The sequence below is a fragment of the Phenylobacterium sp. genome (assembly GCF_013822795.1).
Lineage (GTDB): Bacteria > Pseudomonadota > Alphaproteobacteria > Caulobacterales > Caulobacteraceae > Phenylobacterium.
Window position 1 is genome coordinate 1 of the sequence record NZ_PNLB01000002.1, and the last position, 26,510, is coordinate 26,510.

The following is a 26,510-nucleotide window of genomic DNA, read 5'->3' on the forward strand; positions in this document are numbered from 1 at the left end:
ATGGCGAAGAGACCGCGATCCCCTTTTGTTCTTTTGCGGCATGAGTTGCTGAGCTAGGCTCAGGCATGGACCTCATGATCGACACATCCGATTTCCCCTTCGGCCTCGATCTCGACTACGAGAGCGCCGAAGAGGTCGAGCAGCTCCAAGCGCTGGCGGCGGACGCGAACGCCTTCATGGAGCCCGACAGCTGGACGCCGCCGATCGTCGAGCTGGTGTTTGCGTTCGGCGTGGCGCCGATGATCGGTCTCTTCCTGGCGCGCTTCGCACCCGGCAAGAAACCCGAAGATGCGGAACGTTGGGTGGTCGTCGGCGACCTGCCGCCGATGCATTTCGAGACCGACGACACCCCCACGCCGGCCTTGGCGCTTCGCCTCTATTGCGCGATCGCACAGGACTGGGCCGACAATGTTCTGGCGGGGCGCGACCTGTCGGACAGCTACCCGATCGAGGTGGCGCCGACGGCCGAACACGCCGAGATGCTGCTCAGCCGTATCGCCTTCATTCGGCAAGAGTTGATCCCTCTCGCGGAGCCTCGCGCCCACGCCTGAGGCGGAGACCCGTTGAGGTCAGTCCGTCCGGGCCGGCAGACACCCTTGAAAATTCGCGTAGGGGCGGCCGAGCAGCCGCCCCACGCCTAAAACAGCATGCGGAAACCAGTCGTGCCCGAGACGGCGTAGCTGTCGCCGAAGCCCGAGAGCGGGGCGTCAACGGCGGCTTCGCCATAGACGGCATAGCGGCCTGCGCCCCAGCCATAGCTCGCGCCGACGGCCAGGCCGCCCCAGGTACGCTCGGCTCGGTTGACGAGCGGTGTTCCCGAGACACCCACCTGCGAGCCGTCGAGGAACTCATGGGTGAGGTTGACGAGGCCGTAAATCCGGCCTTCTCCGCCGGAGCTCGCGACCGTCCAGTCGCGGTCGAGCGCCAGACCGAGGCGCGCTGTCAGGCTGTCGCCCTCGTCAGCGGCCACCCTCGCCCCCAGCGGATCGACGAAGCTGTCGAAATCCACCCGGGCGTAGGTGAGCTGAACCTGCGGCGTAAAGCTGAAGGCGCCGGCCGCGGACATGGTCTTGCCGGCCTCGAGCGAGATCGCATAGCCCAGCCCCTCGGCGTTTTCGGCGCGATCGCCGAGGATGCTCGAACGCAGGTCGGTTTCGAACCAGCTAGCCTGGGCCTGGGCGTCGACATAGGCGCCCAGCACGTTGGTCCAGGTCAAGGTCGCGCCCAGGCCAAGGGCCTTGGCGTCCAGAGAGCCGCCGCCGAAGGGCGACCCGACCGAGGTGCTCGCCTCGCCATAGTGGACGGTGAGGCCCCCGGTCAGGCGGCCGCCGGCCACGTCGTCGGCCAGCGCCTGATCGATCCCGAACTGCACCTTCCAGCGGTCGGTCTCGAGCTCCACGTTGGTCGTGGAGACCGCGGGAACGAGCTTTACTCGCCCGCCCTCCATCCGGCCCCAGACACCGGAGCCTGCTTCGTCGGACCACTGCCGCGCGCCGACCCGCTGACGCATGGTCGCCAGGCCGTTCAACGTCTGAAGGGTGTGGGCGTAGGCTTCATAGACCGGCGCGCCCGGCTGATAGAGCGTGATCTGGGGCTCACCCTCGACCGGCGCGCCCGGCTCGCCGACCGGGTGATCGGGATCGGCCGGTCGCGGCGGACCGCCCACCTCGTTGACGCTCGAGCGCAGCTTCCAGTCGCCGCCCTGGGCGTCCTGGCGCAGGACATAGGCATAGGCTCCCGCGACCAGCGCGTTCTCGCCGCCCAGGCGGAAGTCGCCCTTGGCGAGGGTGAAGACCCCGTCCGAGGCGCCCTCGACGTTGACGACCAGAATGCCGTTCGAAGTCTGCGCGCCGAGGCCGCCGCGATTGGCGACCTCCACGAGGGTCGTGCCGGACGCCGCCCCGCGGACCAGCAGACGATCGGTCGGAGAGTCGTCGCCGCCGAGTACAGCGTCGATCTTCAAGGTCCCGCCGCGGCCCTCGTAGTCGCCCGCCACGGTGAGGACGCCGAAGCCGCCTGGCGCGACGATCCCGCCGGCCTGGTTGAGCAGAGACCCGACCTGCCCGTGCCCGGTCAGGCGAGCCCCGTCGAACACCTCGACCGCGCCGCCGAGCTTGCCATCGACCGCCAGCGTCCCATAGCGAACCTCCGAGCGGCCGCCGAACGCCGAGCTGTCGCCGCTCAAAGTGGTCACGCCCGAGCCGATCTGGGCGATCACGCCGCCGCCGCTGATGCTCCCGGCGAAAGCCAGATCGTCAGAGCGGTTGAAGGCCAGGCGGCCGTCGTTCTGGACGTCGCCGCGTATCGAACCGCCCTTGCCGCCGTCGCCAAGCTGCAGGGTCCCGCCGCTAATGCGCGTGCCGCCGGCATAGTCGCTGGCGCCGGTCAGGATCAGCGTTCCGGCGTCGGTCTTGAGCAGTCGGCCAGCGCCGGTGAGCTTGGAGTCGATCGTCGCTGAGAAGGCGCCTCCGAGGGTCGTCCCGTCGCCGACGCGCACGACAGCTTCGCCAGATTCCAGCGAGATGGCGTCGCCGACCAACGCGTAGCCGTCCGCGGCGAACTGCATGCCGCTGACGCGGATCGCGCCTTCGGCCGCGTCGACGGTGACTGTGCCCGCCTGCGCCGCAAAGATCGCGAAGCTGGCCGGGGTGAAGGCGCCGTTGGCCTGTCCGGTCGAGGTCGTCCAGTTCGCCGGGGACGCGCGCCAGGTCCCGTCGCCGCCGCTCACGACCTTGTCGCCCGCCACGCCCTGGTCGCCGTCCCAGAAATTGAAGGGCGAGGTCGGCGTCGTCGGGCCGCCGGGGTCGACTGACCCGGGGCCGCCCGGACCGCCAGGTCCCGGTCCAACGCCACCTGGCGGGGTCGCCGTCACCACCAGGTTCACCTGCCGAGCAATCGAGGTCTGAATGGTCCCGTAGTCCGAAGGCAGCGAGCCGATGTTCAGCGTGTTGTCGGTGAGCGCGCCCGTGTAGTCGATCAGCCGGTAGACGCCGGGCCCGAACGCTCCACCAACGCTCTGGGTGACGTTCAAGGCGCCATCCAGGGTGAGATCGCCGCCGACCACGATCAGGTCGTTCAGCGCCCCGCCCGGCGTGCCCGCCTGCCCCAGCTCCATGGCCAGGGTGGCGTCGGCGGTCAGGATCAGGTCGCCGTTGATGGTCAGCCGCCCGATCGCAGCGCCCGGCGCCAGCGTCCCGCCGGCGCCCACCGTCACGTCGCCGCCGATGATCCCGGCGCCCTTCAGCACGCCGCCGCTGTTGACGAAGGTCGCGCCAGTCGCACCGGACTGGTCGCCGCCGATCTCCAGCGTCCCGCCGTTGACCTTGGTTTCGCCGGCATACGCGTTGGCGCCAAGGAGGCGGAGCGTACCGGCATCAGTTTTGACCAACCCGCCTGCGCCGCCGAGGTTGGCGTCGATGACGGCGGCGATGGTCTCGCTGTTGGACGTACCGTCCCCGACCCAGATATTCGACTCCGGCGCGGTCAGATTGATCTGGTCGCCTGTCAGCTCGTATCCGGTCGCTGCGAACTGCATGCCCGACACGTTGATCGGACCACCGGAACTGCCGTCGACCGTCACGACGCCCCCGGTCTTCGTGAAGACGGCGAAGGAGCTGTTTGCGAACGGCGCGTTGACCGAGCCGTCGGCCAGCGTCCAGTTGTCGTTGCCGCTCCCGCCTTGCCAGGTTCCGGCCCCGCCGGCGATGTCGCCGTCGTTGCGCCCGCCGGCGCCGCCGTCCCAGATATTGAGCGTCAGGCCCGCGGTGTTGACGAGGTTCACCTGCTTGTCGACCGAGGTCTGGACCAGGAAGCTCGCGCCCGCCGGCTGTGAGCCCAAGGTCAGGGAGCCGGTCCGGGTCCCTGTATAGTCGATCACCCGATAGAGGCCCGGGCCGAAGCTCGGCGCGCTGGACGCCACGTTGATCGTCGCTCCGCCGAGCGAGGCGTCGCCGCCAATCTTGATCAGGTCGTTGAACGTTCCGCCCGGCAGATTGGCCTGGCCAAATTCATAATTCAGGCTGGTCGTAGCGCCCGCGAGGGAGAGATCGCCCTTGATGGTCAGCGTGCCCGGCGCGCCGACCGCGCCGCCCGGAGCGAGCGCAGCTCCTGCTGCGGCGGTGACGTCCCCGCCGATGGTTCCCGATCCGCCCAGCGTCCCGGCCGACACCGTTGTCAGGCCGGTCGCCATTGACTGGTCGCCATTGATCAGCAGCGTCCCCACCGACACCGTCGTGGCGCCGGCATAGGTGTTGGCGCCGGTGAGGGTCTCCGTGCCTCCGCCGGACTTGCGCACTTGGCCGCTGCCGGAGATGAGGCCGTCAAACGTCTGCGCCCCGGGATTATTGAAGATCAGCTGCGCGTTGTTGAGGACGTCGCCCGTGATCGAACCCGCAATGGCCCCGTCGCCGAGGGCCAGCGCCCCGCCCGAGATCGTCGTGCCGCCGGAATAGGTATGGGTCCCGGTCAGGCGAAGGATGCCCGTCCCGCCCTTGGTGAGCCTGCCGACGCCCGTGATGGGGCCCGAGAAGGTCGAGGTGACGCTGGGGGTGATCGTGCCCCCAGCCGCCCCCAGCGTCACTGCCCGCGCCAGGCCGACGGAGGTCCGCAGTGTCCCGCCGTCCAGCGTGAGTCCGCCCGCGCCGAGGCTGGATTCCTGCGAAACCTGCAGCACGCCTTGGTTGACCAGCGTGCCGCCGGTGTAGGTGTTGGTTCCGGTGAGAACCAGGGTCCCGGCGTCGACCTTGACCAGTTGGCCTGCGCCCGAGAGGACGGAGTTGATCGTCGCGGTCATACCCGCGGCCGCCGGCGTGAGGTCGCCGACCCGGATCGGCGTCTGGCCCGCGGCCAGCGTCAAGCCGCCGCCGCTCACGACATAGCCGTCGACGGCGAACTGGAGGCCGGAGACCCCGACCGCACCGCCGGCGGCGTCGACCGTCACAGTCCCGGCCGTTCCTTGGAAGACGGCGAAGGCGTCGGGCGCAAAGTCGCTGTTCACCGAGCCCGCGGAGTTGGCCCAGTCGTTGGCGCCGCCGCCCAAGCGCCAAGTTCCGGCGCCGCCGGTGACGATGCCGTCGTTCTTGCCGCCGGTCGGGCCATCCCAGAAGTAGAGGGTCTGGCCTGCGTTGTTGACCAGGTTCACCTGGCCGAGGACTGAAGTCTGGACGATGGCGCTGGCGCCGCCCGGCATGGAGCCGACGCTGAGCGTGTTGTCGGTGAACCCGCCAGTGTAGTCGATCACCCGATAGACGCCGGCGGTGAAGGCGCCGCCGGTCGGCACGGTGACGTTGATCACGCCGTCGAGGGTGAGGTCGCCGTTCACGACGATCAGGTCGTTGAGCGCCCCGCCGACCACGTTCGCCTGGCCGAACTCCATGTTCAGTGCGGAGCTCGCGTTCAAAATCAGGTCGCCGTTGATGGTCAGCGTGCCCGGACTGGCGCCGGGCGAGATCGCGCCGCCGTTCTGCACCACGACGTCGCCGCCGATCGTACCCAAACCGCCAAGGGTCGCGCCGCCGTGGACCGTGGTCAGACCTGTGGCCGCCGATTGGTCGCCATTGATCCGCAGCGTCCCGGCCAGGACGTCCGTCGCGCCCAGATAGCTGTTGGCGGCGGAGAGCACCGTCTCGCCCGAACCCGCCTGCCGCAGGCCGCCGGCGCCCGACACTCGCCCAGTGAAGGCGTAAGTGTTGCTTCGATTGAAGATGAAGAGGCCGTCGTTCGTGACGTCGCCCAAGATGGAGCCCGTGGCGCCGCCCGAGCCCAGCTCCAGCGTGCCCGCGCGGATTGTCGTGCCGCCCGTATAGATGTTCGTTCCGGTGAGGGTCGTCTTGCCCGCGCCGAGCTGTTCGACCGAGCCGGCTTGCGAGATGACGCCGCCATAGGTCAGGGCGTCAGCACGATCGAAGCCCAGGACGCCGAAGTTGTTGACCGTCTGACTGGCGATCGAGCCGGTCGTGCCGCCGGCGCCGAGGACCAGCGTCCCCGCATTGATGTTGGTGACGCCGGTGTAGGTGTTGTTCCCGGTCAGGATCCACTTGCCTGCGCCGTTCTTGGCCAGTGCGCTGACATTGGCGACGGTCTGGTTGCCGATGGCCGCGCCCATGATGTTGTCGTCGGCGTTCGACCCGCCCAGCGAGACCACCCGCAAGCCGTTTCCGCTGTAGGAAACGCCGGCCGTGTTGTTGAACACCACCGCGCCGGAGCCCGTGGACTCAATGGCGGTCGTTCCGACCCCCAGCGTGAAGCGGCGGTCAGTCGTGTCGCCGGCGCCGGTGTAGCGCAGCGTTGCGCCGCTGCCGATCACCAGGTTCGCCGCAAGATTGGAGGACTGGCCAAGGCTGCTGGCCACCCCGCCGTCGGTGAGCTTGTCGACGCCCAGCACGCCGCCGGTGATCGAGGTGACGCCGGTATAGGTGCTGCCCGGATTGGTGAGGATCCAGACGCCGAGCCCGGTCTTGGAGAGCCCGGTCTTGCCCGTCCCGTTGTCGGTGATCTGCAGCCCCAGCTTGTTGTCCGCCGTGCTCGCGCCGGTCAGGGTCACCGACTGCGCAGTGTTCGGGGTGCTGAAGGCGATCGGGGCCGTGTTGGAGAAGACGATCGCGCCGGTTCCCGACGCGTCGATGGCGCTGGTCGCCGAAGCGCCAAGCGTGAACAGGCGGTTCGTCGTATGGCCCGTTCCGACATAGCGCAGCGTGCCGCCGTTCAGGATCAGGCTGGCCGCGTCGGCGGTCGAGGCGCCGATGCTGCTGGCGGCGGTCCCATCGACCAGGCAGTCGACGGCCAGTACGCCGCCGCTGATCGTCGTCGCGCCTGTGTAGGCGTTGTTGCAGCCGGAGAACTGCTGGACGCTCCCGCCAGCCTTGACGATCCCGCCGGTCCCGCTGATGACGCCGGCATAGTTCGCCGCCCCGCCAAGGCCGGCCGCGCCCGCTCCGGGGGTGATCGTAAGCGTGGTGGCGCCGAGGTCGATGTCACCCGCGCTCGCCGCGTTGACGCCGACGCCGCTGTCGTCGATCCAGCCGACCGAGACCGCCGAACCAGCGACCGCTGACAGGTCCAGCCGCGTTCCGGCCAGCCCCATGCGCAGGCCGCCGGTCCCAAGGGCGGTGGGAGAAAGCACGCGGAGCGTTCCGCCATAGACGTTCGTGCCGCCCGAATAGTCATTGGCGCCCGACAACACCAAGGTCCCAGCGCCGGTCTTCGCAAAATTGCCCGCGCCGGTGATCGTTCCGCTGATCTCCAGCGCCGTGCCGGCGTTGTCGATGCTGACGGCGCCGTTCCCCTGCAGGAGAATCCCACGGTCGATGGTGACGGTTCCGCCGGTGTAGAGAAGCGTGCCGCCGTTGAACGCGAGGTTCGCCGACGCGGCCCCAGAGGCGCCGATGCTGCTCGCTAGCCCGCCGTTGGCGAGACAGGCGACGGACAGGGTTCCGGCCAGAAGGGTCGTGGCCCCAGTAAAGGTGCTGGCGCAGTTCGCCAGCGTCTGAGTGCTGGTGTTGTCCTTGCGCAGGCCGCCGACCCCGTCGATCGTACCGTTGAAGGTGGCGTTCGTACCGCCGATGGTAAGTGTCGCCGCACCCAGGCTCACGTTCCCGCCGGCAGCGCCGCCGCCCGACAGGCCGCCCACCTTGTTGTTGAAACCGGCAAGCTCGAGCCGAACGCCCGCCGCATTGGCGAGCGTCATGAGGTTGGGGCCGCCAAACGCCTGCGTCGAACCCGCGCGCAGGACGCCTGCATTGACGAGGGTCGGTCCCGAATAGGTGTTGGCGCCCGCCAGCACGAGCGTGCCGTCGCCATCCTTGTGCAGGTTGCCGTTCCCGACCGCCGCCCCCCCGATGGTCAGGATCGTCGCGGCCTGCGACACGCCGATCCTTCCGCCATTCTCCATGGTGAAACCGCGATTGGTGCTGGCCGTGCCGCCCGTGTAGATGAGCTGCCCGCCGCTCTCCAACACGAGGTTGGCAGAGGCGGCCGACGACTTGCCGATGCCGCTAACCTGGCCGCCGTTCGCCAGGGTGTTGACCTGCAGCGCGCCGCCGCCGCCGATCCCAGTGATCCTGGTGACGCCGACATAATCGTTTGCGGCGTTGGAAAGGACGAGGGTTCCCGCTCCGGTCTTGGTCAGGCCGGCGTCGTCGGAGCTCGTCGCAAGCCCGGAGAATTCGATGGTGCGCCCGGCGCCGACCTCGATCATTGGATCGCCGGCGCCCCCGTTCACCAGGGTGAACCCCCGGTTCGTCACGGCGTCCGCCGCCCCGGTCCAGGCCAGCGTGCCCCCTTGGAGAACAAGATTGGCCGAAGCGGCGGATGATTGGCCGATGCTGCTGGCCGCGCCGCCGTTGGCGAGATTTGTGATCTCCAGCCGTCCCGCGCTGAGCGTCGTGGCGCCGGTATAGGTGTTGGCCCCGGTCAGCAGGAGGCGCCCAGCACCGCCCTTGGTGAGGCCGGTGACGCCGCCGTTGTCGACGATGGTTGATCCGATGGTGAAGAGGCCGCCGCCGTTGTGCTGCACGCCGAGCACGCCGCCCGCTGCGCCCCGCAGATTGCCGCCGCCGATCGTTTGACTGTTGGTCCCGACCGACGGCGCGACGATGATCGCGCCATCGACGCCTAGGGTCTGGCCCGCGGCCACGGTGACCGTGGAGACCGCAGCCTCGGTGAACTGCAAGCCGCCAAGTTGCATGCTGCCGGCCAGCGTGCCGGAGAAGCCCACGCCGTCGCCGTCGCTGTCGGAGATGAATTCGTCCGCCAGCCAGGTCGCGACATCGTCCTTGTCGGTGTAGTCGGCCTCGGCGAACGGAAGGATCTTGCCGCCGACGACCTTGGCGTAGTCCGTGCCGTTGACCGTGGCCCACCCGCCCAGGCTGGCGCTCGCGGTCGTGATGCTGCCGCTGGTCGGCAGGACGAAGTTGACCAACCCGCTGGTGCGAGAGATCGCGCCCAGGTGAAGGTTCGCGGCGCCGCCAGCGCCCGACGCCGCGGAGATGGTGTTTGCGCCGGCGCTGACCGTCGTGCTCGCAAAGGTCTGGTCGTTGGTGACCCCGGCGGCCCCTGTCACCTGGAGCTTTCCGCCGCTCATGTTGAGCGCCGAGCCGCCGGCGATGATGTTGTTCACGGGCGCGCCGACCCCGGCGAAGTTCAGGGTCAGCGTGCCGCCGCCAATGCTTGTGGCGCCGGTATAGGTGTTGGCACCCGTGAGGGTCAGCGTGCTCGTGCCGAGCTTTGTCAGCCCGCCCGCACCGGTGATGGCGCCGGCGTAGTCGCTGGCCGCAGCCCCATCAATGGTCAGGGTGGTCAGGGGGTTGGTCCCAAGCGCGACCGAACCGCCGGTTCCGTGAAGCTCCGAGGTGCTCAGGCTGAAGCCGTTGAGGTCGAGGACCCCGCCGTTGACGCGAACATTGGTCGTCGCCCCGAACGCCGATGCATGTCCGGCGCGCAGCGTGCCGGACGTCACGGTGGTCGTCCCCGCATAGGTGTTCGCGCCGCCCAGCACCCAGGTTCCAGCGCCGTCGCTGACCAGATTGCCGGCGCCGGTGATGGCGCCCGAGAACGTGTTCTCGCCGCTGAACGAGCCGCCGAACGTCAAGGTGTCGGCCGCCCCGCCGACCGCGAACGAAAGGCCGCCGCTGAGCGCCAACGCGCCGGAGCCGTCGTTGCGCAGCAGGTTGGCGCCGCTGACGGTCCAGGTGCGGTCGCTGGCTGCGGCGACCCCAGTGTAGCTGAGCGTCCCGACGTTCAAGGCGATCGACGATCCCGCCCCAAGGGAACTGTTCGCGCCCGCGTTGGCCAGGCTTGCGACCTCGACAAGGCCGCCGATCCCGGCGGCGCCCGTGAAGGTGTTGGCGACGCCCGACACCGTGACCTTGCGACCGGCGCCGGCCGAAAAGTTGAAGAGGCCGCCGCTGAGAACCCCGCTGAGATCGACGTCGCCACCGATCGCGCGGATGCCGCCGCCGACCGAGATGTCCATGTTCCCGGTCAGGATCAGAGCGCCTGTGCCCTCGTTGTTGAGCCAGGCGCCGTTGCCGTTGAAGTCCCAGTTGCGGTTCGTGGTGTCGCCGTCGCCGGTGTAGACGATGTTGTCGGCGTACTGGCTCTGCTGATTGAAGATGATCGTGCCGGCCGTGGCGTCGGTGGGGGCGCCCAGTGAACTCGCCTCGCCAAGATTGCGCACCGACGAGAAGAAGGTCTGGCAGACGCAGCCGTTCTCGCCGCGGAAGATCGTCGAGCCGGTGTAGGTGCTGAAGTCGTTGGTGTAGCGCACACCTGTGCGCGAGTTCAGGCTGCCGCCGCCGGTGTAGAGGGCGCCGCCGGCGCCTGCGCCGGTCACGACCACGGTCGTCCCGGAAGCGATGTTGATGGTGCGGCTGGTGGGCGCGCCGCCGATCGTCAAGCTGGAGTTCGCGGTCACGTTGATCGCATTGCTCGCCGCACCGAGCGCCGCGTCGTTGCTGACCGTAAGCGTCCCGCCCTCCAGAATGACGCCCCCGCTGAACGTGTTGGCCCCCGTCAGCGACAGCGCGCCCCCGCCCGATTTGATCAGACCGGCCGTCCCGGCCAGGGTCGAATTGATCGTCGTCGTGGCGTTGGTGATGATCATCGGCGCGACGCCGCCAAGCGTGATCGTACCGCCGTCGAGGGTCCAGCCGTTGACGCTCTGGAACCTCATGTGATGCACGGTGACCGGCTGGGTCACCGTGATCGTGCCGGCCGTGGTCGTGGTTCCGGCCGCCGTGATGCCGAAGACGGCGTTATCGAGGCCCGCGTTGCTCCAGACCTTGTATGGCCCGAGGACGTCGCTGTTGCTCTCGGTCCAGAGCTGGTTGGCCGTATTCCAGGTTCCACTGCCGCCACTGCCTGGAAGGGCGCCGTTGGCGTCCCAGTAGCGGGTGGCGTCCTGCGCCGCCGCCGGAAGGCTCGCCAGGGCCAGCACGCTGATCGAGACCCCGCACAGGAGATGGCGATGGCCGCGCCGGGCGCGGGGGTCCTGAGCTGCCGTCGCCGCACCACTGGTCATGAACGCCCCCACACGCGCGTGCGCCATCGACGGCCCGCGATGGGCGCAAGCTCGCCAACGGCGAACCGCCGTTACGCTAATCTAAGGTTGTATGTCGCGGGTGAACCTGTAGCGCGAGGGTGTACGAACAACTAACGGGGAAAGTGAACTTTACTCGCCTGAAACGGCGCATCGACCCCAGCTAGCCGCAACGGCGTGATCCAGAGCCAATAAAACTGAACAATATTCGGAGGATCACGTGGCGACACCTGGCGGAGCAGCCAGATTGTAAACAACTGCAATTTGCAAACCGAACGCGTACACAAATTCAGTCCGCGGCGCGCACACGCGATCGGGGGACGCCCGATTCGGGCGACAACGCCTGCAGGCCGCTCCGCAGCGGGCCCAGCCACGGCTCGTAGCCGCGCCAGCGCTCCAGCCCTTCGCGATTGATCGGCCGGCGCACCTGTTGAGCGCTCGGCGTCTGAACGGCGCGGGGATTTTCATGGAAGCGCAGGCACTCGGCCGCAAAGGGCAGGTCCAGGTGCGCCAGGAGGCGTCGCGTTTCGCCCTCAAGGTCGTCGACCAGCCGCTCGTACTGCACATGGTGCACCCGCCCCGGCGACACGCCGTCGAAGTGATCCATCGCGCGAACATAGTCGCGGTAATACCGGCCGAGATCGGCCAGCGTGGCCGGGAAGCTTGTCTGGCGGTTGAAGTAGGTCGTGAAGCTTGAGACGCAGCAGGCCATCGGTTCGCGCCGCACGTCGATGACCTTCGCGTTCGGCAGGATGAGTTGGATGAGACCGACATGTCGCCAGTTCGCCGGCATCTTGTCGGTGAAGAATGGGCGCGCCGTCCGCCGGCGGCGAGCGGCCGCGGCCAGATAGCGCTCCCCCAGCGCCTTCGCCCCGGCGGAGTCGAGTTCATCGGGCCCGCCCGCTTCGTTGGCGACTTCGCCAAGATCGGCCAACTCCCCCAGGCCCTCGACCAGCGGGTGGCTGGCGAGGATCTGTTCGACCAAGGTCGAGCCCGACCGCGGCATGCCGACGATGAAAATCGGGTCGGATGCATCGGCCCCCAGCCCCTGCCGCGTCTTGAGGAAGGCCAGCGTGAAGACCGTCTCCGTCTCATGGACGGCCTGGCTGAGGGAGCTTGCGCTATAGGCGGTGAAGCCGCCGCGCAGCTTGTTTCCCGCCTCGTAGTGCAAGAACGAGTCGCCGAACCGCTCCTGATCTCCAAGCGCCTTTCCCAGGGCGTAGTGCAGTTGCGTGCGGTTGAGCCCTTCGGTGACGCCGGCAAGCGCCTGCTCCATCGAGGTCACGTCTTCGGGCCCGAGGCTGACTGTCCGGAGGTTGGCCAGGCCCCACCAGGCCAGGCCCTGGCGCGGATCGAGCGCGAGCGATTTGCGATAGGCTTCGATGGCGCCCGGAAGATCCCCGGCGGCGGCGAGCGCACGGCCGTAGTTGGTCCAGGGAAGCGCGGCTCCCGGCGCGCGCGCGACCAGAGCCTGGTGGGCGTCGAGCGCCTCATGGCTGCGGCCGTCGCCCTCGAGGACCGCCGCCTTCAGGGACAATGGCCACGCCGCCGAGGGATGTCGAACGAGCGCCTCGTCAAGAACGTTCAACGCTTCGGCGGCGCGTCCAAGACGGGTGAGCAACGAGGCGAGATTTGCGTGCGCCTGAACATCGCCCGGGGCCAGCTCGATGGCGCGCCGCAACCGTTCTTCAGCCTCGCCTGCCGCCTCAAACATCAGGAGCGTTGAGCGACGACGGAGAATTCAAGCTATCCATTGGTCGGAGCGAGTACCAAGCCTCACCCGGCCGCGGCAAGAGGCGGCGACATGTGCGCCAAAGCCCTTGGAATCGCGATCGTGCTCTGCACGGCGCTTAGAGCGCGACTGTCCGCTCCGAGGCAACGCACGCTTCGGCCTGCAGGGTGACGGTTCGACTGCTTTCGCCCGTCACATATGGCTCGGCCTGCAGCGCGATGGACGAGTTGCGATATCTCCGATCCAAGCTGACCTCGGGGCCCAGCCAAGGCGGGATCGCGAACAACTGGTCTTCCCGTTCCAGCTCGATCTCGGCGACGACAAGCCCAGCGGCCGCTCCCAGATAGACGTCGACTTCCCAGATCGATCCCTGGTGCTCGACCAGGTGGCGCTCCTTCTCCAGCGTCCAACTGCCGCAGAGGGCAAGAAGCTCCTCCGCCTCGCCGAGCGGCACCGCATAGCTGAGTTCGTGGCGGGTCAGTCCGCGCCGTCGGCCCTTGATCGTCACATAGGCGCCGCCGTCGGACACCCGGACGCGCACTGTGCCTAGAGCAGTCTTCGAAAGGTAGCCTTGTCGATAACGGATCGGGGGTCCGGCAGCGGCCCGCCACGTTTCGTTGGCGACGAGAAACTTCCGTTCGATCTCGACCGAGGCCCGACCATTTTCCATTGGAAGATCATATGCTTCGTCATCGGCGCCGTCTGCTAAGGAAGAAACCTAGGTCATCTGTCAGGACGCGCCGTCCGGTTCGCGGAAGGGTCACCGACGGCGGCTCGGGTGGTTAAGGTCGAGACCTAAGGTCCGGACCCGATACTTAGCCCCCGCAGCGGGGCCTAGCGCTGCCATCATGAAGTTGAGCTTGCCCCTAATATCCAGCCTGCGCGGCTATCGCATCGAATGGCTCCGTTACGATCTCATGTCGGGGCTCGCCATCGCCGCGGTTGGGCTGCCCAGTGCGATCGCCTATCCGGCGCTGGCGGGCTTGCCGCCAGAAGTCGGACTCTATTCGAGCATACTCGCCGTCCTCGGCTACGCGTTGTTCGGTTCCTCCCGGCAGCTCATCGTGGGCCCCGACGCCGGGACCGTCATGATGCTTGCGGCTGTGTTCTTGTCCCTTGGCGTTTCAGCGACGGACGAGCGCATCATCGTGGCGGCGGCGATCGCGGTGCTTGTCGGCGTGCTGTGCTTCGTGGCGAGCGTCCTGCGGCTTGGCTTCATCGCCAACTTCCTGTCGCGGCCGATCCTGACCGGCTTCATGGCCGGCATATCCCTGTCGATCCTGGTCGGACAGATTGGACGCTTCACGAGCGTGAAGATCGACAGTGACGGCGTCCTGCGACCGCTTCTGGAATTCGCCACCAAGATCGACCAGATTCACTGGCCCTCGCTGGCCCTGGGCGCAGGGCTGTTCATCCTGCTCCGCCTGCTGGGCGCCTGGCTGCCAGCCATCCCGGGCCCGCTTGTCGCCGTAGCGCTGGCGACAGCCCTGTCGGCCGCTTTTGACTTTCGCGGCCTGGGGATCCGCGTCGTCGGCGAAATCCCCTCCCAGCTGCCCATGCCGATGCTGCCCATCCCGCACGGAGTGTCGATCATCGACCTCGTCCTCGGCGCGATCGCCGTGCTCATCGTGAGCTTCGGCGCAGGGATCGTGACGGCGCGCAGCTTCGGCGCAAAGAACAAGTATCCGGTGGACGCCAACCGCGAGCTCGTGGGGTTCGGAGCGGCCAACGTCGCCTCCGGCTTCTTTGGGGGTTTTGCGGTAACCGCCTCGGACTCTCGCACCGCCGTCAACGACATGATGGGCGGCAAGACCCAAGTCGCCGGCCTCGTCTCGGCGGCCGCCCTGGCGATTTCAGTCCTCTTCCTGTCCGACGCACTGTCGCTCCTCCCCACGCCCGCGCTTGGAGCCGTCCTGGCTTCCGCCGCGGTCAGCCTCATCGACCTGAGGACCCTGCGCGAGCTGTGGCGGATCAGCCCTATCGAGTTCGGCTTTGCGATGATCAGCATCACCGGCGTGATCGTGCTTGGCGTTCTCAACGGCGTCATCGTCGCGATCAGCGCGACCTTGCTCTACATCATCATGAAAGGCCTGAAGCCGCGCGACGCCTTGCTCGGACGCATCCCGGGACGCGAGGGCTTCTACAAGCTGCATCGCGACAAGAATGCGCGGCCTATTCCCGGCCTCGCCATCTATCTGCTGCAGGGCAGCTTGCTGTTCTTCAACGTCGATTACGTGCAGGGCCGGCTCAAAGAAATCATCGCGAACTCGGACCCGGAGACCGAGTGGCTGATTTTCGACGCCGCCGCGACCGCCCAGATCGACAGCACCGCGGTGGTCATGTTGGACGACATCCGGGCTCTGGCCGAAGAACACGGCCTGAGATTTTCCATCGTGGAGCTCCACTATGAGCCACGCGACACGCTGACCCGCTCAGGCGTTGCGGCGGCGATCGGAGCCGACATGATCTTCGATGACCTTGAAGACGCCGTCGCAGCCTTCGCCGCGCGTCGTGGCGCGCCGCCCGCCTAGACCTGACACGCAATCACCAGCGCAGGTACATTCCCACGTCGCCCAGCATCCCTTCGGGATAGCTCGTGATCTCGGCGCGCAGCGAGTAGCCCAAGGGCTCTAGCTCCCGCTGGAAGTACTCGTAGGCTGTCTTGCCATATCCCTCCAGGGACTTGGGCCAGTCCGGCTCGAAGCTATTGATGCTCCGCCCCTTGTCGTTGCAGAAACTCGCCGGGAACTTCGCCACGAGCACCTCGCGTTTTCCCTGCTCGGCGGCGACGCGGACCGCGAGATTGATGCGATCCATCGCCTCCGGTGCGACCTGGCGGTTCTGGAAGGCTCGCTTCAGGTCGTCGATCTGCTCGGCGTCCCGGCGCTTTCTCGCCAGCGCCTCTTCGACCTCGGCCCTCTCCGCATCCGCCATAATCTGCTTGAGCTCGTTCGGGCTCAGAAGTTGGGCCATGAGCCATCTCCCACGGGTCAGTATTTTTCAGTGATCCAACGGCGGTGCTTCATCGACGCCTTGTCGGCGTAGGCATGCTTTTCCGATCGTTCCGGCAGCTTCACCTTCGGCCGATCGACCTTTTCATAAGGAATGCGCGAAAGCAGGTCGGCGATGCAGTTGAGCCGCGCGCGCCGCTTGTCGTCGGATCTGACAATGTGCCAGGGCGAGAGCGCGGTATCCGTCGCATCGAGCATGTCGTCGCGAGCCCGCGAGTACTCGTACCATCGCTCCCGCGACGGAAGATCGATCGGGGACAGCTTCCATTGGCGCAGAGGGTCGCCAATCCTGGCCTCGAAACGGCGCTTCTGCTCAGCGTTACCCACCTCGAGCCAGTACTTGATGAGGATTATCCCATCCTGGATAGCGAGCTCTTCGACCTTCGGAACCAGCTGCAGAAACCGCTTGGTTTCCTTGGCCGTGGCAAAGCCCATGACCCGCTCGACCCCTGCACGATTGTACCAGCTGCGGTCGAAGATGATGACCTCCCCGCCCGCGGGGAACCACTTCAGATAGCGCTGAATGTAGAGCTGGCTCTTCTCCCGATCCGAGGGCGCCGAGAGCGCGACAACCTGGAATACCCGGGGGCTCACCCGCTCCGTGAGGGCCCGGATCAGACCGCCTTTTCCGGCGGCGTCGCGCCCTTCAAACACAATGATGATGCGCTGACCGGTGCTCTTCACCCAATCCTGAAGAATGCAGAGCTCCACCTGAAGCTTTTGAAGCTCGCGACGGTACTCTTTCTCCTTCAGCTTCCCTTCACGAGAAGCTGGCGCCTCGAGGTCCTGGATCGTCGCGATTTCGTCGGACATGATCTGCGCCCCGCTGACCCCGAACGGGCCGCTCAGACGTAGTCTCCCCGAACAAGCCTTCAGGCCATCGGTGATTCACCCAGCATGCTCGTCAAAGGCGCCTGATTGGTCGAAAGCCCTCGGCGGCGATCGCTGAGCATGGCGCGATTGGAGAACGCCGCCTTGCTGCGTTCCGTCGCATCGGCGGCGTAACGACGATCGCTTGAGCCGACACCGTCCCAGGCGTATGAGGGCGCGAAGCCGATGCGAACGACTCGCATTCCCATTCGCAGCTGAGCTGGACAGAGCCCTTGCGTCACGTCGCCCACCTAGCCTCGATCAACCTCGCCGTGACGCGCAGGTTCTGATGGCCGCTGCTTCCGCGAAAGCGGGCGCGGCCTACCGGTTCGCGGTCGCCTGGCGCGCCATCTTGGCGGTGGGGGCCAACTATGTCCTTTGCGCGCTGGCCGCCACGGCCCTGGCCCGACTGCTGCCGCTCGCCGGCATGAGCCGCGTCGAGGCGGCGGTGACCGGCACGCTCGTCGCCATCATCGCCATGCCCGTGCTGCCGGTGTTCGTCTTCGCCGCGCGCAGTGCATGGAAGCCTACCCTGGTCATGGCCGCCTGCGCCGCCCTGCTCTGGGCGGCGGCTCGGCTTGCGGGAGCTCCGGCGTGAACGGCGGCCTGCGCGCATCGATGAGCTGGCTGCACACCTGGACCGGCCTGATCTCCGGCTGGCTGGTGTTCGCTATCTTCGCGACCGGGACGGCGACGGTGTTCAGGCACGAGATCGAGGCCTGGGCCCGGCCCTCGCTGAGCGCCAACCCCGATCCCGCCGCCGGCCTGCAACGCGCCTACGACCATCTGCTGACCGCCGCCCCGCAGGCGACGCTGTTCGGCGTCCAGGCGCCGAGCCGCCAGGAACGCGACATGCAGGCCTACTGGTCCAACCTCGACGGGACCTACGGCCAGGCCGAACTCGATCCGGCCACCGGCGCGCCGGTCGCCGACCCGCCGACCGGCGGCGGCGAGATGTTCTACCGCTTCCACTTCGAACTGATGGCCCCCTACCCGTACGGGCGACTGGCCGCCTGCCTGGCCGCGGCGTTCTTCGCCAGCGCCGTGGTCAGCGGGGTCATCACCCACAAGCGGATCTTCTCGGACTTCTTCACCTTCCGCCCTGAGAAGGGCGGCCAGCGCGCCTGGCTGGACGGCCACAACGTGCTCGGCGTCCTGGCCCTGCCGTTCCACCTGTTCATCGCCCTGACCGGGATCATCACCCTGGCCACGACCTTCATGCCGTTCGGCATGGTCGGCGGCTATGGCAAGGACCTGGCGGCGTTCTACGCCGACAGCGCGCCCGAAACCCGCGGCATGCCCGAGCGCGCCGGCAAGCCCGCCGTCATGGCCCCGCTCGGCCCGATGATCTCCACCGCCGAGCGCCAGTTGGGCGGCCAGGTTCTGCGTCTCACCGTCAACAATCCCGGCGACGCCTCGGCCCGCGTCACCCTGCATCGCGACAACGAGGGACGGCTGAGCCGTCCTGCGGTCGCCGCCGTCTTCGACGGGGTCACGGGCAAGCTGCTGACGGCCTCGCCGCCGCCGGGTCCGGCCATGGCGACCAACGACCTGCTCTACGGCCTGCACATGGCCGAATTCGCGGGTCCGGCCCTGCGCTGGCTCTACTTCTTCGCCGGGCTGTCAGGCTGCGGGCTGATCGCCTCGGGCCTGGTGCTCTGGACGGTCTCGCGCCGCCGCAAGCTGCCCGATCCTGCCAAGCCCTACTTCGGCTTCCGCCTGGTCGAGGTGATGAACGTCGGCGCGGTCATGGGCCTGCCGCTGGCGATCGCCGGTTTCTTCTGGGCCGACCGGCTGCTGCCGGCGGACCTGGCCGAGCGGCCCGCGGTCGAGGGCCGAATCTTCCTGGCCACGATCGCTGCGACCATCGTCTACAGCGCCCTGCGCCCGCAAAAGCGCGCCTGGACCGAGGCCGCCTGGCTCGCCGCCTTCGCCTTCGCCGCGATCCCGCTGCTCTCGGCGGCGACCGGCGGACGCAACCTGGCCGCCAGCGCCGCAGCCGGCGACTGGGCCATGGTCGCCCTCGACCTGACGCTGGTCGCGCTGGGCGGCGGCTTCCTGTTCATGGCCCGCCGGGCAGGCCGCGTCGCCGCGCCGACTCCGCGTCGGGCGGCGCGCACGGCGGCGGCGGAGTAGCGGCATGGAACTGCTCGGCCTCGCCAGCGCCCCCCTCGCCTTCGCGGCCTTCATCTGCGCGGCGCTGTCCATGGACCGCCATCATCGCCAGGTGACCGGCTACGCCTGTCCAGCCGCGCGCCGGGCGCGGCTGCGGCTCGCCAGCAAGGCGCTGTTCGTGCTGGCGTTTCTGCTCGGAATAATCGGCGGCGGCGTCGGCATCGTCGCCGGCGTGCTGGGCGCGGGCCTGGCGGCCGGGGTCGTGGTGACGACCCTGACCGTCCGCCCGGCTCTGCTGGCCCGGCTGCTCGCGCCCCGCGCCTCCTAAGGCGGACCGCACCGCACGCGGCGCGGTCCTGCCGGCGTCAGGCGCCGGCCAGCTGCGCCTTACGCTCGCGGCGGCGGCGGGTCAGCACGTGCTCGGTGTAGCCGTTCGGCTGCACGCGGCCCTCGAACACCAACTCCAGCGCGGCCTGATAGGCGATGCTGGCGGCCGGGTCGGTCGCCATCGCCTGATAAGCCGCGTCGCCGGCGTTCTGGGCGTCGACCACCTTGGCCATCCGGCCGAAAGTCTCGCGCACCTGCTCTTCGGTGCAGACGCCGTGGTGCAACCAGTTCGCCATGTGCTGGCTGGAGATCCGCAGGGTGGCGCGGTCTTCCATCAGCCCGACGTCATGGATGTCCGGCACCTTGGAGCAGCCGACGCCCTGGTCGATCCAGCGCACCACGTAGCCGAGGATGCCCTGGGCGTTGTTGTCCAGCTCCTGCTGGACGTCCGCGGCGTTCCAGTTCGACTTGGCCAGCGGCGGGGTCAGCAGTTCGTCGGTCCCGGTCTTGGTCCCCGACTTGAGCATCGAGGCCTGCAGCGCCGGCACGTCGACCTCGTGGTAGTGCAGCGCGTGCAGCACGGCGGCGGTCGGCGACGGCACCCAGGCGGTGTTCGCCCCGGCCTTCGGATGGCCGACCTTGGCGGCCAGCATGTCCTTCATCATGTCGGGCGCGGCCCACATGCCCTTGCCGATCTGGGCGCGGCCGGGGAAGCCCGTGGCCAGGCCGATTTCGACGTTGCGCTTTTCGTAGGCCGGCAGCCACGGCTCGGCCTTGATGGCGTCCTTGCGAACCACCGGGCCCGCTTCCATCGCCGTGTGGATCTCGTCGCCCGTACGGTCGAGGAAGCCGGTGTTGATGAACACGATGCGCTCACGCGCGGCGTGGATGCAGGCGGCCAGGTTGGCGCTCGTGCGGCGCTCCTCGTCCATGACGCCCAGCTTCACGGTGTTGCGTTCCAGGCCGAGCGCGTCCTCGACCAGGTCGAACAGACGCACGGCCAGGGCGACCTCGTCCGGGCCGTGCATCTTCGGCTTCACGACATAAACCGAACCGGCCGTGCTGTTGCGGCGCGCGCCCTTCAGGTCATGCAGGGCGGCGGCGACCGTCACCAGGGCATCAACCGCGGTTTCGAACACCGGCTGGCCATCGAAGGTCACCGCGTCGGTCAGCATGTGGTGGCCGACATTGCGCACCAGCATCAGACTGCGCCCGCGCAGGGTCAGCGCGCCGCCGGCGGCCGCGGTGTAGGCGCGATCTTCGTCCAGGCGGCGGGTCTCGGTCTGGCCGCCCTTGGAGAAGGTCGAGGTCAGGTCGCCGCGCATCAGGCCCAGCCAGTTGCGGTAGACGTTGGTCTTGTCCTCGGCGTCGACGGCGGCGACCGAGTCCTCGCAGTCCTGGATCGCGGTCAGCGCCGCCTCGACCAGCACGTCGGCGACGCCCGCGGGGTCGTCCTTGCCGATGTTGTGCGAGCGGTCGATGAGGATCTCGAGATGCAGGCTGTTGTGGGCCAGCAGAACACCGGCCGGCCCGGCGGCGTCGCCGCGATAGCCCACGAACTGAGCCGGGGTGGCCAGCGCGACCTCTTGGCCGTCCTTCAGGCGCACGACCAGGCTCTGACCCGAAACCACATAGGCTGTGGCGTCGGCATGCGAGCCGGAAGCCAGCGGCGCGGCGCGGTCCAGGAAGCCCCGGGCGAACGCCACCACCTTGGCCCCGCGCACCGGATCATAGCCCTTGCCGCCGGTCGGCGGTTCGAGCGCATCGGTGCCGTAGAGCGCGTCATAGAGGCTGCCCCACCGCGCGTTGGCGGCGTTGAGCGCGAAGCGGCCGTTGGACACCGGCACCACCAGCTGCGGGCCGGCGACCGAGGCGATCTCCGGATCGACGTTCTTGGTGCTGATCTCGAAGGCGGCCGGCTCGGGCAGCAGGTAGCCGATCTCGCGCAGGAAGGCGGTTTCCTCGGCCACGTCCAGCGGCTTGCCGCGGCGCTCGCGCCACCAGCTGTCGATCTGCGCCTGCAACTCGTCGCGGCGCTGCAGCAGGGCTGCGTTGCGGGGGGTGAAGTCGGCCAGCACCTTTTCCAGCGCGGCCCAGAAGGCGTCGGACGCTACGCCCGTCCCCGGCAGCAGCTCGCCTTCCACGAAAGCGTGCAGCGTGTCGTCGACCGTGAGGGATTTGCTGATGTTCATGCGACCCGTGTCCCCAACTAAAGCGTCCTTCGGCTTCGCCGCAGTGCAGCGAGCCGGACCGTTCCGGCGCTTTACTGCACGGAAGCGCGCCGGTTTGAAGCGTTTTGTTCGCCAGGGGCGACGCTTTGGCGCGCCAGGGGCAGAATTTGCCTCAAGCGTCGGAAAAGCCGAACGGCGCGCTCGTGCGGCGGATATCGTCGGCCAGGATCTGGCGGCCGATCGGCGGGGCCGAGCGTGCGGTGCACTCGGTGCGATGGCAGAGCCGGCAGGTGACGCCGATCGGCGTGGCGCTCTCCGGGCCCGGACGGTCCTGGGTGTAGATCAGCCGGTGCGCGTGCTCGGCCGAACAGCCCAGCGCGATCGCCCGCTCAACCCGCGGCGTGCCGAACGCTCCGCCGCCGGCGGTGACTGTGCGGGCGATCGAGAAGAACCGCTCGCCGTCCGGCAGCTCCAGCCACTGGGTGACGATCTCGCGCGGGGTCTTGAACGCCTGGTGCACCGACCACAGTGGACAGCCGCCGCCGTGGCGCGCAAACGGAAAGCCGGCGCCGTCCAGGCGCTTGGAGACGTTGCCGGCCGGATCGACGCGGATGAAGAAGAACGGCACCCGCTCGTGGCCGGGCTTCTGCAGGGTGGTCAGCCGGTGCGCGGTCTGCTCGAAGCTGGCCCCGAACTGGCGGGCCAGCGCCTCCACGTCGTAGCGGCGCGCCTCCACGGCCTTGGCGAAGGCTGAATAGGGCATCAGGATCGCGGCGGCCGCATAACTTGCCAACGCCCGGCGGGTCAGGCGCTCGCCGCTTTCGCTGGCGAAGGTCCCCTCGGCGGCGACCGCATCGACGTCCTCGCGCATCTCCAGATAGGCCAGTTGCAGCGCCAGCTGGAACACCTGACTGGCGGTGTCGAGCGAGTCGTCGAGCAGCAGTTCCTTGCGGTGCCAGTCGAGCCGCCGGATCGAGCCGACCATGAAGCTGGATGGGATGCGCCGAACCCGCAGATTGTGCCGCGCCTTCAGATAGGCCGCGATGCTGTCATGGGCGGCGACCTGCTGGGCCAGACGCTCGGCTGCATCGTCGAGGACCGGAAACGAGTTGCGCCGCGCGGCCAGGAACCGCCGCGACTCCGCCACCGGATCGGCCGCGTCCGGCCCCTGGGCGGCGTCTCCCGCCGGACCCTCGGCCCCGCGGTCGGCCAGGGCCAACTGCTCTTCCTTGTAGGCGGTGTAGAGCCGCAGCAGCGCCTCGGTGATGCCCGGGAAGTTAGTGGTGACGTCGGTGCTCTCCAGCGTCGGCAGGTCGATGTCGCCGAACATCGGGTCCTTCAGCACCGCCTGCAGCCGCGCCGCGTCATCCGACCCGCCGTCGCCGGCCAGGGCGGCCATGTCCATCTTGTAGGTCTGCGACAGCCGCAGCAGCATCTCGGCGCTGAGCGGGCGGTGATTGCGCTCCAGCAGCGCGATGTACGAGGGCGAGACCTCCAGGTCCGCAGCCATGTCCGCCTGGGTCAGGCCATGGTCCCGGCGCAGGCGGCGCAGGCTCGGCCCGACATAGAGGCGGCGTTCGGCGGCCATTTCTTACTCCAGAGACTGTCGAGACATTACAGCATTACAGAGATCGTCCGTAAAGTCTTACATCCGCACCTCGCAGCGACTCCACAGCGCCGCAGCCGCGCCTTAGGTGACCGGCCAACACCGGGTCGAGTTCCCCGGGCTGAGCGGAAGAGGCACATGTCCTACCAAGACCACATCATCGAGATGAGCCAGCTCATCAAAAGCAAGAACGGCACCTGGGACGGCATCAACGCCGAATCCGTGGCCCGCATGCGTCTGCAGAACCGCTTCAAGACCGGCCTGGAGATCGCCAAGTACAACGCCGCGATCATGCGCCGGGACATGGCGGCCTATGACCTGGACGCCGGTAAGTACACCCAGTCGCTGGGCTGCTGGCACGGCTTCATCGGCCAGCAGAAGCTGATCTCGATCAAGAAGCACTTCGGCAACACCGACCGCCGCTACCTCTACCTGTCGGGCTGGATGGTCGCCGCCCTGCGCTCGGAATTCGGCCCGCTGCCGGACCAGTCGATGCACGAGAAGACCTCCGTGCCGGCCCTGATCGAAGAGCTGTACACCTTCCTGCGCCAGGCCGACGCCCGTGAAATGGGCATGATGTTCCGCGACCTCGACGCCGCGCGCGCCGCCGGCGACAAGAAGCGCGAGCAGGAACTGATCGACGCGGTCGACAACTACCAGACCCACGTCGTTCCGGTGATCGCCGACATCGACGCCGGTTTCGGTAACGCCGAAGCCACCTATCTGCTGGCCAAGAAGATGATCGAAGCGGGCGCCTGCGCCCTGCAGATCGAAAACCAGGTCTCGGACGAAAAGCAGTGCGGCCACCAAGACGGTAAGGTCACCGTGCCGCACGAAGACTTCCTCGCCAAGGTCCGCGCCTGCCGCTACGCCTTCCTCGAGCTGGGCGTCGACGACGGCATCATCGTGACCCGCACCGACTCGCTGGGCGCCGGCCTGACCAAGCAGATCGCCGTCAGCCACACCCCGGGCGACCTGGGCGACCAGTACAACAGCTTCCTGGACTGCGAAGAGATCGCCGCCGCCGACCTGAAGAACGGCGACGTCATCATCAACCGCGAAGGCAAGCTGCTGCGTCCGAAGCGTCTGCCGTCGAACCTGTTCCAGTTCCGCGAAGGCACCGGCGAAGACCGCTGCGTCCTGGACTCGATCACCTCGCTGCAGAACGGCGCCGACCTGCTGTGGATCGAAACCGAAAAGCCGCACGTCGAGCAGATCGCCGGCATGATGGACCGCGTCCGCGAAGTCATCCCGAACGCCAAGCTGGTCTACAACAACAGCCCGTCGTTCAACTGGACCCTGAACTTCCGTCAGCAAGTGTACGACGCGTGGAAGACCGCCGGTAAGGACGTCTCGTCCTATGACCGCGCCGGCCTGATGAGCGTGGACTACGACGCCACCGAACTGGCGGCCGAAGCCGACGAACGCATCCGCACCTTCCAGGCGGACGGCGCCAAGCGCGCGGGCATCTTCCACCACCTGATCACCCTGCCGACCTACCACACCGCGGCCCTGTCGACCGACAACCTGGCCAAGGAATACTTCGGTTCGCAAGGCATGCTGGGCTACGTGAAGGGCGTCCAGCGCAAGGAGATCCGCGAAGGGATCGCCTGCGTGAAGCACCAGAACATGTCCGGCTCGGACCTGGGCGACGACCACAAGGAATACTTCGCCGGCGAAGCCGCGCTGAAGGCCGGCGGCGTCCACAACACGATGAACCAGTTCGCCTAAGCGAACCTCATCGACCGACAAGGGAACGGCCCGGAGCTCACGCTCCGGGCCGTTTTCTTTTGCGCGCGGCGCGAGGCCGGCGCGAACTTCATTCTCAACTAAGGCATTTGGGCGTTTAATTCGCCAGCTAGCATCGCTGTGCTGGGGAATGACACCGGATGTCGAAGATCAGACGTATCGCGCGCAAGGTCAGGGATCGCCTCAAGGCCGCCGGCCGCCGCACCTTCGGCCTGCCCGCCGGGCCCGCGATCCTGATGTACCACCGGGTCAACGATCCGGGGTACGACCCCTGGGAACTGGCCGTCACCCCGGCCCACTTCGACGAACAGCTCGCCTGGCTCAAGCGCCGCCGCACGGTGCTGCCGCTGGTCGAGTTCGCCGAGCGCCACGCCCGCGGCGACCTGCCCCGCGACGCCATCGCCATCACCTTCGACGACGGCTACGCCTGCAACGGCCTCAACGCCGCGCCCCTGCTGGCCGCCCACGGCCTGCCAGCGACGGTCTTCCTGGCCACCAGCGCGATCTCGGCCGACCATGAATACTGGTGGGACGACCTGGAACGCATCGTCGTCGGCGCTCCGGTCACGTCGATGGATGTCGAGATCGACGGCAGGCGCCACACCTTCGACCTCGGCCCGGCCGGCGACCTTCACGCGCCCAACCCGCAGCGCCAGGCCGCCTACAAGGCGCTGTGGCAAGCGATGCGCCTGCTCGACCCCGTCGAGCGCCGGGCGCTACTGGCCGATCTCGCACTGCGTCACGACATGCCCGTGGCCCGCCGGTCCAGCCATCGCAGCATGACCCGCCAGGAAATTCAGACTCTGGCCGCCGAGGGCGTGATCAGCTTCGGGGCGCACTCGGTGAACCACCCGGCGCTCAGCGAGCTCAGCCGCGAGGAACAGCGCACGGAGATCGAGACCAGCCGCGAGGTCTGCGCCGAACTGCTGGGCGCGACGCCCTCGACGTTCGCCTATCCGTTTGGCGACTACAGCGACGTGACCGTCGACGTCGTCCGCGAGGCGGGGTTCGCCGTCGCCGTCACCACCGACGCCGACGTGGTGCGCAAGGGCGCCAATCACCTGCGCCTGCCTAGGCTGCAGGTCGGCGACTGGCCGGCCCGGCGGTTGAGCGCAGCGCTCAGCGCCTAGGCGGCGCGGCGCGCCTTGATGGTGATGATCACCGGATAGCGGTCGTCGACGACGTCGAGCTTGCGCTTGCTGACCTCTTCGTGAGCCAGCCCCTGCAGGAAGGTCGTCGCGGCGTAGGCGTTGCCAAACGTCTCGACCTCGATGTTCTCCGGGCCGAAGACGTCTCCGAACAGCCGCGTGGCCGCCAGCGTCGTCAGCGACCAGTACCAGGTCGCGCCCCACTCGTCCTCAGCCACCGGACTGATGCCCGGAACCGTCACCAGCGCCACGCCGCCGGGCTTCAGCCCGCGGCGCATGCCCTCGACCGCGGCCTTCATGTCGTAGATCAGGTGCAGGGTCTGGGTCAGCACGATGCAGTCGAGCCCCGCCTCGGGCAGCACTCCGGGCACAGTGATGTCCCCGACGATGGTCGCTTCCGGATTGCCGGGATTGATGTGCAGGACTTCCTGCTGCGTGATCTGCGCGCCGCCGAAGCGTCGGCAATAGGCGGCATCGCCGATCTCCAGCGCCCGCCCGCGGATTTCACTGGACTGCCGCGCCAGGAAGTTTTCGACATAGTATCGATCGACCGGCGTACCGCGATCGTAACCAAATTCCCGGCTCACCGGCTCCGTGCTGAGGAACCTCAAGAACAGGCCCGCGCCGATGCGGCGGTCGATTTTCGACATCAAGGCATGGCGCCGGCGGCTGTCGGTCAACACAGCATTCCTCAAAAGCGGCGGGGAAAGTTCTCAATAGCGAAGCAGCAATTGACTATCGCGCTT

Annotated in this window: 15 protein-coding genes and 1 pseudogene; 7 read left to right on the forward strand and 9 right to left on the reverse strand. The window is 68.0% G+C overall.

What is annotated here, in order from left to right; all coding sequences use genetic code 11:
- Positions 1-74 precede the first annotated feature (74 nt).
- Complete coding sequence (locus tag C0481_RS01690; protein ID WP_293400039.1) at positions 75-551, forward strand: DUF4826 family protein; 477 nt, start codon at positions 75-77, stop codon at positions 549-551.
- An 86-nt stretch (positions 552-637) separates the two neighbouring features.
- On the opposite strand, the gene C0481_RS01695 is transcribed toward C0481_RS01690, so the two are convergent.
- The 4 genes and pseudogenes from C0481_RS01695 to C0481_RS01710 form a co-directional block, all read right to left on the reverse strand.
- On the reverse strand, positions 638-11,017 hold the full coding sequence (locus C0481_RS01695) for an autotransporter-associated beta strand repeat-containing protein (RefSeq protein ID WP_293400041.1): 10,380 nt from the start codon (positions 11,015-11,017) through the stop codon (positions 638-640).
- Positions 11,018-11,324: 307 nt separating this feature from the next.
- The gene (locus tag C0481_RS01700; protein WP_293400042.1) at positions 11,325-12,572 is read right to left on the reverse strand and encodes a sulfotransferase; all 1,248 of its coding nucleotides are present in this window, start codon (positions 12,570-12,572) and stop codon (positions 11,325-11,327) included.
- A 66-nt stretch (positions 12,573-12,638) separates the two neighbouring features.
- Positions 12,639-12,749, reverse strand: a pseudogene (locus tag C0481_RS21840) (hypothetical protein); the annotation flags it as partial.
- Positions 12,750-12,885: 136 nt separating this feature from the next.
- Positions 12,886-13,437 (reverse strand): CYTH domain-containing protein, encoded by a 552-nt coding sequence (locus C0481_RS01710; protein WP_293400045.1) that lies wholly within the window; start codon positions 13,435-13,437, stop codon positions 12,886-12,888.
- A 178-nt stretch (positions 13,438-13,615) separates the two neighbouring features.
- Between C0481_RS01710 and C0481_RS01715 the strand changes: the two genes are divergently transcribed.
- Positions 13,616-15,298, forward strand: a complete 1,683-nt coding sequence (locus C0481_RS01715) for a SulP family inorganic anion transporter (RefSeq protein WP_293400047.1) — start codon at positions 13,616-13,618, stop codon at positions 15,296-15,298.
- 13 nt (positions 15,299-15,311) lie between these two features.
- Here C0481_RS01715 and C0481_RS01720 read toward each other — a convergent pair whose 3' ends face one another.
- Both C0481_RS01720 and ppk2 read right to left on the reverse strand, forming a co-directional pair.
- Positions 15,312-15,740: a hypothetical protein gene (locus C0481_RS01720; protein WP_293400049.1), complete on the reverse strand. Its 429-nt coding sequence runs from the start codon at positions 15,738-15,740 to the stop codon at positions 15,312-15,314.
- 17 nt (positions 15,741-15,757) lie between these two features.
- A complete protein-coding gene (gene ppk2 / locus C0481_RS01725; RefSeq protein ID WP_293400051.1) occupies positions 15,758-16,591 on the reverse strand; it encodes a polyphosphate kinase 2 in 834 nt (277 codons plus the stop codon).
- 346 nt (positions 16,592-16,937) lie between these two features.
- Between ppk2 and C0481_RS01730 the strand changes: the two genes are divergently transcribed.
- From C0481_RS01730 to C0481_RS01740, 3 genes are read left to right on the forward strand one after another with little or no spacing between them, the layout of a single operon-like run.
- Positions 16,938-17,246, forward strand: coding sequence for a hypothetical protein (locus C0481_RS01730; RefSeq protein WP_293400053.1), 309 nt, complete (start codon positions 16,938-16,940; stop codon positions 17,244-17,246).
- The gene (locus C0481_RS01735) at positions 17,243-18,784 is read left to right on the forward strand and encodes a PepSY-associated TM helix domain-containing protein (protein ID WP_293400055.1); all 1,542 of its coding nucleotides are present in this window, start codon (positions 17,243-17,245) and stop codon (positions 18,782-18,784) included. Before C0481_RS01730 ends, C0481_RS01735 begins: the two co-directional genes overlap by 4 nt.
- A 4-nt stretch (positions 18,785-18,788) precedes the next feature.
- Complete coding sequence (locus C0481_RS01740) at positions 18,789-19,091, forward strand: DUF3325 family protein (protein ID WP_293400057.1); 303 nt, start codon at positions 18,789-18,791, stop codon at positions 19,089-19,091.
- Positions 19,092-19,128: 37 nt separating this feature from the next.
- Here C0481_RS01740 and C0481_RS01745 read toward each other — a convergent pair whose 3' ends face one another.
- Together C0481_RS01745 and C0481_RS01750 are read right to left on the reverse strand one after the other, a co-directional pair.
- Positions 19,129-21,282: a malate synthase G gene (locus C0481_RS01745; RefSeq protein ID WP_293400059.1), complete on the reverse strand. Its 2,154-nt coding sequence runs from the start codon at positions 21,280-21,282 to the stop codon at positions 19,129-19,131.
- A 151-nt stretch (positions 21,283-21,433) separates the two neighbouring features.
- Positions 21,434-22,849 (reverse strand): helix-turn-helix transcriptional regulator, encoded by a 1,416-nt coding sequence (locus tag C0481_RS01750; protein ID WP_293400061.1) that lies wholly within the window; start codon positions 22,847-22,849, stop codon positions 21,434-21,436.
- 156 nt (positions 22,850-23,005) lie between these two features.
- On the opposite strand from C0481_RS01750, the gene C0481_RS01755 reads away from it, so the two are divergent.
- On the forward strand, positions 23,006-24,598 hold the full coding sequence (locus tag C0481_RS01755; protein WP_293400063.1) for an isocitrate lyase: 1,593 nt from the start codon (positions 23,006-23,008) through the stop codon (positions 24,596-24,598).
- Positions 24,599-24,756: 158 nt separating this feature from the next.
- Positions 24,757-25,746: a polysaccharide deacetylase family protein gene (locus C0481_RS01760; RefSeq protein ID WP_293400080.1), complete on the forward strand. Its 990-nt coding sequence runs from the start codon at positions 24,757-24,759 to the stop codon at positions 25,744-25,746.
- On the opposite strand, the gene C0481_RS01765 is transcribed toward C0481_RS01760, so the two are convergent.
- Complete coding sequence (locus C0481_RS01765) at positions 25,743-26,414, reverse strand: methyltransferase domain-containing protein (protein ID WP_293400082.1); 672 nt, start codon at positions 26,412-26,414, stop codon at positions 25,743-25,745. The two genes, C0481_RS01760 and C0481_RS01765, sit on opposite strands and share 4 nt — an antisense overlap.
- Positions 26,415-26,510: the final 96 nt, after the last annotated feature.